The organism is Comamonas fluminis, from assembly GCF_019186805.1.
GTDB lineage: Bacteria > Pseudomonadota > Gammaproteobacteria > Burkholderiales > Burkholderiaceae_C > Comamonas > Comamonas fluminis.
Window position 1 is genome coordinate 787,792 of record NZ_CP066783.1, and the last position, 12,288, is coordinate 800,079.

At 61.7% G+C, this 12,288-nt stretch carries 12 protein-coding genes; 11 read left to right on the top strand and 1 reads right to left on the bottom strand.

The features are described 5' to 3' along the window. The first annotated feature begins 12 nt into the window (after positions 1 to 12). From hisD to JDW18_RS03920, 3 genes are all read left to right on the top strand, one after another. Positions 13 to 1,332 (top strand): histidinol dehydrogenase, encoded by a 1,320-nt coding sequence (gene hisD / locus JDW18_RS03910; RefSeq protein WP_218242438.1) that lies wholly within the window; start codon positions 13 to 15, stop codon positions 1,330 to 1,332. 403 nt (positions 1,333 to 1,735) lie between these two features. Continuing rightward, positions 1,736 to 4,186: a membrane-bound PQQ-dependent dehydrogenase, glucose/quinate/shikimate family gene (locus tag JDW18_RS03915; protein ID WP_218242439.1), complete on the top strand. Its 2,451-nt coding sequence runs from the start codon at positions 1,736 to 1,738 to the stop codon at positions 4,184 to 4,186. 224 nt (positions 4,187 to 4,410) lie between these two features. Next, positions 4,411 to 5,319 carry a hypothetical protein gene (locus JDW18_RS03920; RefSeq protein WP_218242440.1) on the top strand — a complete coding sequence of 303 codons (909 nt, stop codon included), beginning with the start codon at positions 4,411 to 4,413 and terminating at the stop codon, positions 5,317 to 5,319. Between the two features lie 49 nt (positions 5,320 to 5,368). Here the strand turns inward: JDW18_RS03920 and JDW18_RS03925 are convergent, their stop codons facing one another. Next, positions 5,369 to 5,698: a DUF2917 domain-containing protein gene (locus tag JDW18_RS03925; protein ID WP_218242441.1), complete on the bottom strand. Its 330-nt coding sequence runs from the start codon at positions 5,696 to 5,698 to the stop codon at positions 5,369 to 5,371. 153 nt (positions 5,699 to 5,851) lie between these two features. On the opposite strand from JDW18_RS03925, the gene JDW18_RS03930 reads away from it, so the two are divergent. From JDW18_RS03930 to JDW18_RS03965, 8 genes are all read left to right on the top strand, one after another. Then, entirely contained in the window at positions 5,852 to 7,285 is a 1,434-nt protein-coding gene (locus JDW18_RS03930; protein ID WP_218242442.1) for an aminotransferase-like domain-containing protein, read from the top strand. Positions 7,286 to 7,337: 52 nt separating this feature from the next. After that, positions 7,338 to 7,613, top strand: coding sequence for a hypothetical protein (locus tag JDW18_RS03935; RefSeq protein WP_218242443.1), 276 nt, complete (start codon positions 7,338 to 7,340; stop codon positions 7,611 to 7,613). Beyond that, complete coding sequence (locus JDW18_RS03940; RefSeq protein WP_246610269.1) at positions 7,610 to 8,059, top strand: PIN domain-containing protein; 450 nt, start codon at positions 7,610 to 7,612, stop codon at positions 8,057 to 8,059. The genes JDW18_RS03935 and JDW18_RS03940 overlap by 4 nt, the downstream gene beginning before the upstream one ends. A gap of 63 nt (positions 8,060 to 8,122) precedes the next feature. Further along, a complete protein-coding gene (gene hisC, locus JDW18_RS03945) occupies positions 8,123 to 9,241 on the top strand; it encodes a histidinol-phosphate transaminase (protein ID WP_218242444.1) in 1,119 nt (372 codons plus the stop codon). Further along, positions 9,238 to 9,861, top strand: coding sequence for an imidazoleglycerol-phosphate dehydratase HisB (hisB, locus tag JDW18_RS03950; protein ID WP_218242445.1), 624 nt, complete (start codon positions 9,238 to 9,240; stop codon positions 9,859 to 9,861). The genes hisC and hisB overlap by 4 nt, the downstream gene beginning before the upstream one ends. Before the next feature lie 57 nt (positions 9,862 to 9,918). After that, on the top strand, positions 9,919 to 10,587 hold the full coding sequence (hisH, locus tag JDW18_RS03955; protein ID WP_218242446.1) for an imidazole glycerol phosphate synthase subunit HisH: 669 nt from the start codon (positions 9,919 to 9,921) through the stop codon (positions 10,585 to 10,587). 57 nt (positions 10,588 to 10,644) lie between these two features. Next, complete coding sequence (hisA, locus tag JDW18_RS03960; RefSeq protein ID WP_218242447.1) at positions 10,645 to 11,388, top strand: 1-(5-phosphoribosyl)-5-[(5-phosphoribosylamino)methylideneamino]imidazole-4-carboxamide isomerase; 744 nt, start codon at positions 10,645 to 10,647, stop codon at positions 11,386 to 11,388. Then, positions 11,381 to 12,250 (top strand): D-hexose-6-phosphate mutarotase, encoded by an 870-nt coding sequence (locus JDW18_RS03965; RefSeq protein ID WP_218242448.1) that lies wholly within the window; start codon positions 11,381 to 11,383, stop codon positions 12,248 to 12,250. The genes hisA and JDW18_RS03965 overlap by 8 nt, the downstream gene beginning before the upstream one ends. Positions 12,251 to 12,288: the final 38 nt, after the last annotated feature.

Consider the following 12,288-nt stretch of genomic DNA (forward strand, 5'->3'; position numbering starts at 1 on the left):
CTGGTAAATACTATGGAATTCGTAGCTGCTCCCGCCCGTCTATCAACCGCTGATGCCACTTTTGAGCATGATTTTGCTCAGCGTCTGCATTGGTCGGCGGACACGGATGCGGCCATCGAACAGCGCGTGGCCGACATCCTGGCCGATGTGCAAAAGCGTGGCGACGCCGCCGTGCTGGAGTACACGGCCCGCTTTGATGGCCTGCAAGCGGAATCCATGGCGGCGCTGGAGCTGACCCAGGCCGAGCTGAAAGCCGCCTTCGACAGCCTGCCCACGGCCGAGCGCGAAGCGTTGGAATCCGCCGCCCGTCGCGTACGCAGCTACCACGAGGCGCAAAAGAAGGCCAACGGCGAAAGCTGGAGCTACCGCGACGAAGACGGCACCTTGCTGGGCCAAAAGGTCACGCCGCTAGACCGCGTGGGCATCTATGTGCCCGGCGGCAAGGCGGCGTACCCCAGCAGTGTGCTGATGAACGCCATCCCCGCCCAGGTGGCCGGTGTGGGCGACATCATCATGGTCGTTCCAACCCCGCAAGGCGCCAAGAACCCGCTGGTGCTGGCCGCCGCCTATGTGGCCGGTGTGCACCGCGCTTTCACTATTGGTGGCGCGCAAGCCGTGGCTGCGCTGGCCTACGGCACGGCCACCATCCCCAAGGTGGATAAGATCACCGGCCCCGGCAACGCCTACGTGGCCAGCGCCAAAAAGCGCGTGTTCGGCATGGTGGGCATCGACATGATTGCCGGCCCGTCTGAAATTCTGGTGCTGGCCGACGGTACCACGCCCCCTGAATGGGTGGCGATGGATTTGTTCAGTCAGGCTGAGCACGACGAACTGGCCCAGTCCATCTTGCTGTGCCCGGACGCTGCCTACATCGACGCGGTTCAGGCCGAGATCAACCGCCTGCTGCCCGAAATGCCCCGCAAGGCCATCATCGCCAAGAGCCTCTCTGACCGTGGCGCACTGATCCTGACCAAGGACATGGAAGAGGCCTGCGCCATCAGCAACCGCATTGCGCCCGAGCACTTGGAAGTCTCCAGCCGCGATCCGCACAAGTGGGAACCCCTGCTCAAGCACGCCGGCGCTATCTTCCTGGGTGCCTATACGTCGGAGAGCCTGGGCGACTACTGCGCCGGCCCCAACCACGTGCTGCCCACCAGCGGCACGGCGCGCTTCAGCTCGCCGCTGGGCGTGTACGACTTCCAGAAGCGCAGCTCCATCATCGAAGTCAGCGAAGCCGGTGCGCAGATCCTGGGCAAGACGGCGGCCGTGTTGGCTTACGGCGAAGGCTTGCAGGGCCACGCCCGAGCAGCGGAGATGCGTTTGAAGTCTTGATGCGCGAGGGGCAGTGCGGGCCGCAAGCCTGCTAGCCAACTTGCCAGCCAGCCATGGCTGAAGATGCTGACCGGGGCAATGCCCCGGTTTTTTTATGCCTGCGCCTATCTGGCTGTTTGCGGGTTCTTGAAGCTTGGGCTCAGTTGCTGCTTGTTGCAGGCTTTAGCAGGCTCTTGTTGTTTTATGCCCGGCCCCTGTGTTGAGAGGGTTTATGGGGTAAACCCTTAATAAAAACTTAATCAAGTTTAAAATTTTTGGTTCCTTAGTGCATGGATTTTAAAAGGTAAACCATGGGTATATTTTTCGCCCGTGCATATGAATGACTGTGGGATGAATGGATTATCTATTCAAGTCATCTATATGACCTATGCACTTTTTTCATCAACCAACGAAATATATAACAATGACTGACGCTGAGCATCCTCAAAAGGGATCTGTTTCAATCAGAAATACCGTTCGGATCGTCTTCTCTCTGCTGGTTTTACTGGTTTCCCTGGGCTTGATCTATGGGGGCTTTCAACTGGCAGGATTAGGTGGATCTAAATATTATTTGATCGCTGGCCTGGCTTATCTGGTATTGGCCGGGCTATTTGTGGCACGCAAGCGTATTGCGCTGCCATTTTCGGTTGTCATATTCGTGGCAACCTTGATCTGGGCTTTGTGTGACGTTGTCCATTTCAGCTATTGGGAATTGCTGCCCCGTCTGGTGGTGCCTGCCCTGATTCTGATGGTAGGTCTGTGGGTGGGCGCTGCAATGCCCGGCACTGCAGCGGCTCCGCGCCGTGCTGCCAATGGCTTTGGTGGCGCCATCTTCCTGGCACTGCTGGCCACGCTGGTGGCGGCTTTCTTTCCCCACGGCACCACGTTGAACCCCGTGGCCGCAGCCAAGGACATCAAGGATGCCGTGGCTTCGTCCAACGACGAAAAAGCACCTGAAAACTGGGAGTTCTATGGCCGCAGCGCCTCGGGCACCCGGTTTGCGCCTTACTCGGACATCACGCCTGAGAATGTGAAGGACCTGCAAGTCGCCTGGACTTATCACACCGGCCGCCGCACGACCGGCAGCGCTTTTGGTGTGGATGAGAACACGCCCCTGCAGATCGGCAATGTGCTCTACACCTGCACGCCTGAGAACGTGGTCGCCGCCGTGGATGGCGACTCGGGCAAGGAGCTGTGGAAGTTTGACCCCCATGCCAAGAGCGAAGAGCACGTGACTTGCCGTGGCGTGGGCTACCACGATATGGACAAGGACAACAGCCTGAGCGCTGTGACCAAGGCCGCTTACGCCACCGTGCAGCAATGCCGCCAGCGTATTCTGGTCTCGACCATCGACGCCCGCATGTTTGCTCTGGACGCCCATACCGGCGTGCCTTGCGAAGACTTTGGCGAGCATGGCTTTATTGACCTGAAAAAGGGCATGGGCCCCACCGAGGTCAGCAAGCGTTACCACCCCACCGCTGTGCCTGTGGTGATGAACCACCTGGCTGTGGTGGGCGGCTGGGTGCGCGACATCGTGGCTGGCGAGCCTTCGGGCGCCGTGCGCGCCTTTGACGTGCTGACCGGCAAGATCGCCTGGGCCTGGGACATTGGCGCACCCGAAGGTGCCGACGTGTCTGCCCCCGACCACCAGTTCACGCTGGAAACGCCCAATGTCTGGACGGTGCCTACCTTTGACAAAGACCTGAACCTGGTCTACCTGCCCACCGGCAATGGCCCCCCTGACTACTGGGCCGGCGACCGCAGCAAGATCAAGGAAAAGTACGGCTCTGCCATCGTGGCCGTGGACGCCTCGACCGGTAAGGAAAAGTGGACGTTCCAGACCGTGCACCACGACGTGTGGGACTTTGACGTTCCCTCGCAGCCTGTGCTGTACAGCATGAAGAACGACAAGGGTGAAAAGACCCCTGTGCTGATCCAGACCACCAAGACCGGCCACATCTTTGTGCTGGACCGCCGTGATGGCACGCCTTTCACCAAGGTGGAAGAGCGCCCTGTGGTGACGTCGCCCGCTGCCGAAGGCGAGCATCTGTCGCCCACACAGCCTTACTCGGTGGGCATGCCTACCATTGGTGTCGAGCCTCTGAGCGAAAGCGCCATGTGGGGTGTTTCCATGTTTGACCAGCTGTACTGCCGTATCAAGTTCAAGGACTCGGTGTACGTTGGCCCCTTCACACCTCCTACCGAAAAGCCTTACATCGAATGGCCTAGCCTGCTGGGCGGCATGAACTGGGGTGGTATCTCGATCGACGAGAACACCGGCATGATGTTCGTCAATGACATGCGCATGCCGCTGCGCATGTCGCTGGTGACGCAGGAAAACGCCAAGAAGTTCAAGGTCACCACCGATGAAGTCCCTGGCTTCATGGGCACCATCCGTCCTCAAATCGCCGGTATCTACGGCGGCGTGAAGATCGACATCATGCAATCGCCCCTGGGTGTGCCTTGCAACACGCCTCCCTTTGGCAGCATGAGCGGTATTGACCTGAATACCCAAAAGCTGGTCTGGCAAGTGCCTCTGGGCACCGTGCAGGACACCGGCCCCATGGGTACCAAGACCCATATGCAAATCCCTCTGGGCATGCCTACGCTGGGTGGTCCTACCTCCACCGCTTCGGGCCTGGTGTTCTTCGCTGGTACTCAGGATTACTACCTGCGCGCCATGGATTCGAAGACCGGCAAGGAAGTGTGGAAGGCCCGTATGCCTGTGGGCGCTGTGGCCGCTCCGCTGATCTACAAGTCGCCCAAGACGGGCAAGCAGTACGTGGTGATCTCGGCCGGCGGCGCAAGCCACTCGCCTGACCTGGGTGACTACGTGATTGCCTACGCGCTGCCTGATAGCGCAGACAAGAAGTAATTCATCCACAGATGAAAGGTGCTGGGCTGGCGTGTAAACGCTGGCTCTGGCCCGCATCACCCCAAGCCGCACATTCTCTGCGCGGCTTTTTTTTATGGGCGCAGAGACTGCGAATTTCAGCTGCAGTTTGCGCTTGTATGAATTGCTCTCAAGATGTTTTAGTGCTCGTGCTTTGGGGCAAATTTCGCCACACTGGCGGCCACCAACAATAGAAGGAGCGGTCTATGCATCAATCGGTGGCGAGCTGGCGCATGCGCTGGTGGCAGTCAATCTGGGGCGCTTTGCTGGTGGCCGTGCTGGCGGGCTGCAGCACGCAAGCACCCTCCAGCAAAACAGAGGTCATGAGCGAAGTGGCGCCCGCACCACCTGCGCCCGCGCCAATGGCTTCAGTCACGGCGGATGCCAGGATGGCGGCTCCACGGGCTGCCAAGGCCGAATCGACACTGGGCACCCAATGGGGCGAGGGGCGCGAGTCCGTCACCAAGGTGGTTCAGGCGTCGCGCCTGACGCCCGATACCCCGCGTGCCGTGGGGCAGCTGCGTTATTCGGACGAAGAAAGCATTCGCCGTGTGCTGGGCAAGTATGCTGAGCGCCAGCTCAACGTTCTGTTGGCCGATGGCGATGTGGAGCTGGCCATTGGCGCGGGGGAGGGCAGTCCTGTTTACCGCGTTTACGCCACACGTGGCGCGAAGGACTATCACGTGGCAGGCCGCAAGGGTGACCGCTATGAGCTGATTTATATCAACCGCAGCAACCGCTACTACGAAGTGGTGGCGACGGTGGATGGTCTGGATGTGCTCAGTGGCAAGCCCGGAAGCATCGAGAGCGATGGCTATCTGCTGCGTCCTGGCGAGCGGCTGGTGATTGATGGCTTTCGCAAGAACGACCGTGAAGTGGCGGCTTTTCGCTTCTCTGGCAAAGACCGGGCCTATGCCAACAACACACCGGCGGGCGATGCGCGCAATGTGGGGGTGATTGGCACGGCCTTGTTTGAAGTGCGCCTGAACGAGCGCGACCCCGATCTGCCCCGCCGCCGTGCGCCGGAGGTGGAGCTGCGCGACCCGCGCGCTTTCCCGGCAGATGGTGACAGATACGCACCGCCGCCTGTGCCTTCGCCGCGCTACAGCCGCTGAAGGCTATCCACAAAGCAGTGAATGCAGGCCCGGTTTATCCGGGCCTTTTTCATGCACGCCGCAGGGCGGCTGGCGCCACGAAGGTTGGGGTGAGCTTCGTGGTCGAAATATCTGCCCAGCGCAGCTGTGCTGTTTGGGTATCTGCAGCGCCCACATGCAGTCTTGCAGGCCCGCAGAACTGCATGCGCTGTGAGGGCTGCAGAATGATGTCGTCCGGCAGGCCTTCCTGGGTCAGCCAGACGCGGCCGGTTTGCACGGCCAGCTCCAGTGTCTGGCCCTTGCGAAGATTCAGGGTGTGTATGGCTGCACCGGGTTGCAGTGCCAGCCTTTGCCAGCGGGTCTGGGGTGAGGGTGGGGGAGTGGTCTGCAGTGATTTCATGACCCTTACTGTGCGCAAGCGCGAGTCATCCGGCCAGCTACAGAGGAAGGCCATCTGAAGCAGCACAGAGCGGGCGGGCAGTCTGTCTGTGCTGTACGGGTTGGGCGCAATCTGTACTGATGCTTTTGATGGCATGCAGTACAGAATGGCGGGATGGAATTTGCTGAATCGACCCCGCTGTATCTGCAGATTGCTGGGCAAATGAGCCTGGCAATACGGCAGGGAACGCTGGCACGCGGGGAAAAATTGCCGTCGGTGCGCGAAACCGCTCGTCAGTACGGCGTAGCCCAGACCACGGTGGTGCAGGCCTATCACTGGCTGGAGGATGCCCGGCTGATTACTGCCAGGCCGCGCTCGGGCTTTTATGTCGCCAGCCGACTGGTAGAGCTGCCCGAGCCGCAGATCTCCCGGCCCATGAAGCGCCCCCGTGCGGTGTCGCTGGACTGGCTGGGCCAGCGTGTCATGGGGCGAAAGCAGATGGAGGGCATGGTTTCCTTCAGCAGCGGAACGCCGGGGCTGGATTTGCTCAATGCAGATCGTGTTCGCCGTGCGGTTGCGCGCTCTGTACAGCAGCACCGGCAACTGCTGTGCACCTATCCCGGCTCAGACGGTCATGAAGATGCGCGCAAAGCGCTGGCTCGCTATGCCGTGGGGCTGGGCTGCAGTCTGGACCCGGAGCGCATCATCATCACCGGCGGCTGTATGGATAGCGTGGCCCTGTGCCTGCGCACCGTGACCCTGCCCGGAGATGTGGTGGCGCTGGAGTCCCCCACGCATTTTTCATTTCTGGAGGTCCTGCAGGCGCTGCAGCTGCGTGCGCTGGAAATTCCCACGCACCCGCGCCATGGCCTGTCTCTGGATGCCCTGCAGCTGGCGCTGAACACCCAGCCTATCAAGGCCTTGTTGCTGGTGCCCACGCTCAGCAACCCGCTGGGCTGCTGCATGCCCCAGACCGAACGCAAGCGCCTGGTGCAGATGGCGCAGCAGCACAACCTGCCGGTGATTGAAGACGCGATCTATGCCGATCTGGCAGAGGGCGATGCCATGCGCCGCACGCTCAAGTCCTATGACAGCTCTGGCCAGGTGATGCTTTGCCATTCATTTTCCAAAACGCTGGCGCCGGGGCTGCGCCTGGGCTGGCTGGAGGCCGGGCGCTGGACGGATGCGCTGCGGCAGATCAAGGAGATGCAGGCCGGTGGCCAGTCTGCCGTGCTGGAACTGGCGCTGGCCGACCTGATCACGCAGGCGGGGCATGCCGCTGCCATGCGCCAGTTGAGGGCGGGTATTGCGGTGCGGGTAGAGCAGGCGCGGCAGGTCATCGCCCGGTCTTTTCCGCAGGGCACGCGTGTCAGCGATCCGCCGGGCGGCCTGCTGCTGTGGCTGGAACTGCCAGCCAGACTTGATGCCATGGCCTTGCATGAGGCCTGCCTGCAGGAGCAGATATTGATAGCGCCTGGCACCGTGTTTGCCACGGCTGGACGCTTTCGGCATGGGGTGCGCATCGGTCTGGGTGGTGACTGGACGCAGGCGCACTGGCATGCTTTGCAGCGGGTGGGCGAGATGGCCTGCCAGATGCTTTCCTCGTGAGAGTTAGGCACACGAATTTCGTGTGACACTAATTTCGTGTACTATGCGAAGCATGAAGAACGTCACCATCACCGTGGAAGACAGCGTGCTTGAATGGGCACGCGTGGAAGCCGCCCGTCGCGGTACCAGTGTTTCGCGCATGCTGGGTGACTTCATGGCGGAAATGCAGCGCCGCGAAGACTCGTACGAGCGCGCCTATCTGGCCTGGCGCACCGATGAGCGCAGCTGGCAGGGCAGTGCCGCAGAAAATTCAAAAACCATAGCGCGCAGCGCAAACCCCAGGCGCGCTGGGCTGCCAAAAGACTCCAAGACAGGAGCCGCAGCATGAGCGTGATGACAACCGTGTTTGTCGATACCTCGGTGCTGATCGCCGCAGAAGACGTGGCAAGCCGCGAGCTCTACGCTGCCACCCTGGCCTGGCTGGATGTGCTGTGGCGCGACCGCACGGGCCGCACCGGTAATCAGGCCCTGGTCGAGTTTTATGACCAGGTGACCACCGCCGCCACGCCCATGCCGCAAGGCGATGCGCGTGCCGCCATCCGCCGCTACCAGACCTGGACGCCGTGGAAGACGGACGCTGCCACGCTGGAAACCGCCTGGGCCGTGCAAGCCCGCCACGCGCTGGATTTTGGCGACTGCTTGGCCGTGGCCTGCGCCCAGCACAGCGGCTGCAGCCATATGCTGAGCCTGCATCTGCCCCACGGGGCCGAGTTTGGCGGCGTGACGGTGCTGCACCCCTTGCAAGAGGCGGCGCCCCAAGATCAAACGCTGTGAGTGCCCGAGGTAAATACACCATCAAAGGCCAACTCCAGCGCGGTGAGTGAAAGAGTGAAACCCATGACTGTTCAAGACATCCAGACCCAAGCCCTGCAACGCATTCGCGCCGATGTGCGCGCCATGCAGGGCTACCACGTGCAGGCCTCGCAAGGCCTGCTCAAGATGGACACGATGGAGAACCCGTACCGCCTGAGCGCCGATCTGCAAAAGCAACTGGGCGAGCGACTGGGCGCACTCGAAATCAACCGCTACCCCGGCGAGCGCCTGGAAGTGCTGAAAAAAATGCTGGCCGACTACGCTGGCGCCCCCGCAGGCAGCGCCGTGCTGCTGGGCAATGGCTCGGACGAAATCATCACCTTGCTGGCGCTGGCCACCGCGCAGCCGACCGAAGGCGCACGCGCCAAGATGCTGGCGCCCATGCCCGGCTTTGTGATGTACCCGCTGAGCGCCAAGCTGCAGGGGCTGGATTTTGTGGGTGTCAACCTGACCGCCGACTTTGACCTGGACGTGCCCGCCATGCAGGCCGCGATAGCGGAGCACAAGCCCGCCATCACCTACATTGCCTACCCCAACAACCCCACGGCCACGCTGTGGGCTGAAGACAAGGTGCAAGCCGTCATCGACGCCGTCGCGCACATTGGCGGCCTGGTGGTGATGGATGAGGCCTACCAGCCCTTCGCCAGCCGCAGCTGGGTCACCCGCATGAAGGCCGAGCCAGCGCGCAATGCCCATGTGCTGCTGATGCGCACGCTGAGCAAATTTGGCCTCGCCGGTGCGCGTCTGGGCTATCTGATTGGCCCCGGTTCAATAGTCAACGAGCTGGACAAGGTGCGCCCGCCCTACAACATCAGCGTGCTGAACTGCGAAACCGCCATTTTTGCGCTGGAGCACGAATCGCTCTACGCCGAGCAGGCCGCCGCCATCCGCGCCGAACGCCAGCCGCTGATGGATGCGCTGGCTGCCATTAACGGCGTGGAAAAAATCTGGCCCTCCGAAGCCAATATGGTGCTGCTGCGCGTGGCAGACGCGGGCAAAGCCCAAGCCGAGATGAAAGCGCGCGGCGTGCTGGTCAAAAACGTATCGGCCATGCACCCGCTGCTCAATAACTGCCTGCGCCTGACCGTAGGTACCCGCGAAGAAAACGCCCAGATGCTGGCGGCCCTCAAGGAGTCTTTATGAACAATTTGGTGACCACGGCGGCTGCGCCTCTGGCTCGTACTGCAGAAGTAACCCGCAACACGGCGGAAACCCGCGTGGCCGTGCGCATCAACCTTGATGGCACGGGCAAAGCCAGCCTCAATTCCGGCATCGGTTTTCTGGACCACATGCTGGACCAGATCGCCCGTCACGGCCTGATCGACATGGACATCGAATGCGCAGGCGACCTGCACATCGACGGCCACCACACGGTGGAAGACATTGGCATCACCCTGGGCCAGGCCTTTGCCAAGGCCATTGGCGACAAAAAAGGCATCCGCCGGTACGGCCACGCCTATGTGCCGCTGGACGAGGCGCTCTCCCGCGTGGTCATCGACTTCTCGGGCCGCCCCAGCCTGCACATGGACGTGAAGTTCACCGCTGGCAGCATTGGCCAGCTGGATACGCAACTGGTGTACGAGTTCTTCCAGGGCTTTGTGAACCACGCGGGCGTGACCTTGCACATCGACAACCTCAAAGGCTTCAACGCCCACCACCAGTGCGAAACCATCTTCAAGGCCTTCGCCCGTGCTGTGCGTTTTGCGCTGGAGCATGATGAGCGCATGGCGGGCGTCATCCCTTCGACCAAGGGTGCGCTTTAAGCTCCCCACTTCTGGTCTTTTATGCCTCTAACCCAACTTCGATAAGCGGTAGCTGCTATGAGTTTGAAGAACAACACCGTGGCCGTGGTCGATTACGGCATGGGCAATTTGCGCTCGGTCTCGCAGGCCGTGCGCACGGCCGCTGCGGATACGGGCTGGGATGTGATCGTCACGGCAGACCCTGAGGTGGTGCTTGCCGCCAACCGCGTGGTTTTGCCCGGCCAGGGCGCCATGCCCGACTGCATGCGCGAGCTGCGCGAATCCGGCCTGCAAGAGGCGGTGCTGCATGCTGCTGCCAACAAGCCGCTGTTTGGCGTGTGCGTGGGCATGCAGATGTTGCTGGACCACAGCGACGAAGGCGATGTGCCGGGCCTGGGCCTGATTCCCGGCGATGTGCGCAAGTTCGATCTGGCAGGCAAGACGCAGGCGGATGGCAGCCGCTTCAAAGTGCCGCAGATGGGCTGGAACCGTGTGCACCAGACACAGCATGGCGGCAAGCCCCATGCGCTGTGGGCGGGCATTCCCGACGGCAGCTTCTACTACTTTGTGCACAGCTTTTATGCGCTGGTGCAACAAAGCGCGCATTGCGCCGCCGAGACGGATTACGGCGGCCGCTTTGCATGTGCGGTTGCACGCGATAATATTTTTGCCACCCAGTTCCACCCCGAGAAAAGCTCGGACCAGGGGCTGGCGCTGTTCCGTAACTTCCTCGGCTGGAAGCCCTGAAGTTCCTTTTGTGTAATGGCCATTTCTGACGGCCACTTTTGCTAGCAGATCACCATCATGTTGCTCATCCCCGCTATCGACCTCAAGGACGGCCACTGCGTACGCCTCATTCAGGGTGATATGGACCAGTCCACGACTTTCGGTGAAGACCCCGCGGCCATGGCCGCCAAGTGGCTGGACGCCGGTGCGCGCCGCCTGCACCTGGTGGACTTGAACGGCGCGTTCGCGGGCCAGCCCAAGAACCTGGGCGCCATCAAAAGCATCCTCAAGGAAGTCGATGGCGAGATCCCCGTGCAGCTGGGCGGCGGCATCCGTGATCTGGACACCATCGAGCGCTATATCGATCTGGGCATCGAATACCTGATCATCGGCACCGCTGCCGTGAAGAACCCCGGCTTTCTGCAAGACGCCTGCAGCGCCTTCCCCGGCCACATCATCGTGGGCCTGGACGCCAAGGACGGCAAGGTTGCCATCGACGGCTGGAGCAAGCTGACCGGCCAGGACGTGATCGAAACCGCCAAGCGCTTTGAAGACTGGGGCGTGGAATCCATCATCTACACCGACATTGGCCGCGACGGCATGCTGACTGGCATCAATGTGGATGCCACCGTCAAGCTGGCCCAGTCGCTGAAGATTCCTGTCATCGCATCGGGCGGTCTGGCTGGCATGGCCGACATCGAAGCCCTGTGCAAGGTGCAGGACGAAGGCGTGCAAGGTGTGATCTGCGGTCGCGCCATCTATACCGGCGATCTGGACTTCGCTGCGGGCCAGGAACGTGCGGACGAACTGACCGGTGAATGATTCGACATTTCAAGCCCAAGCCATTGACTGGCAAGGGCTGCCTGCTATCGCTTTAAAGCTGAAGCAAGGTGATGGTCAGGGCGACTCAGCCCTGATCTGCCTGCAAGGCGCGCAGGTGCTGTCCTGGGTCAGCCAGGGGCAGGAGCGATTGTTCCTCAGCCCGCTGGCTGCGCATGATGGCAAGACCGCCATTCGCGGCGGCATTCCGGTCTGCTTTCCCCAGTTCAACCAACGCGGCCCGCTGGTCAAGCACGGCTTTGCGCGTGTCATGCCCTGGGTGGCTGATGCGCCCCAGGCGCTGGGCAGCGACGGCGTGCAACTCACGCTGCGCCTGCAAGATACCGAGGCCACGCGCGCCGTCTGGCCCCACGCCTTTGAAGCTGTGCTGACAGTGCAACTCACGCCCGGACAGCTGAGCGTGCAGCTGGATGTGCACAACCGTGGCACACAAGACCTGCCGTTCACCGCCGCACTGCACAGCTATCTGCGTGTGCCCGATGTGCAGCAGGCACAGCTGCAAGGTCTGCAGGATTTGACGTACTGGGACGCGGTGGCCGACACCCATCCTCAGCAGCAAGGCGCAGTGCGCTTTGGTGTGGAAACCGACCGCGTCTATCCACGCGCTGCGCAGCCGCTGCAACTGCTGTGCGGCAAGCAGCCCTGGCTGCAGATTGCACAAGACGCGGCGTGGACCGAGTCGGTGGTCTGGAACCCCGGCCCCGCTTTGTGCGCCACGCTCAATGACATGGCTGCTGACAGCTGGCAGCACATGCTGTGTGTGGAAGCTGCGGCCATTGATGCCCCGGTCACCGTGGCGCCCGGCCAGCACTGGCTGGCGGCCCAGCATCTGACGGCGCGTTGATCTGCGCAGTCCTGTTTTTCATCGTTCAGAGAGTTCCT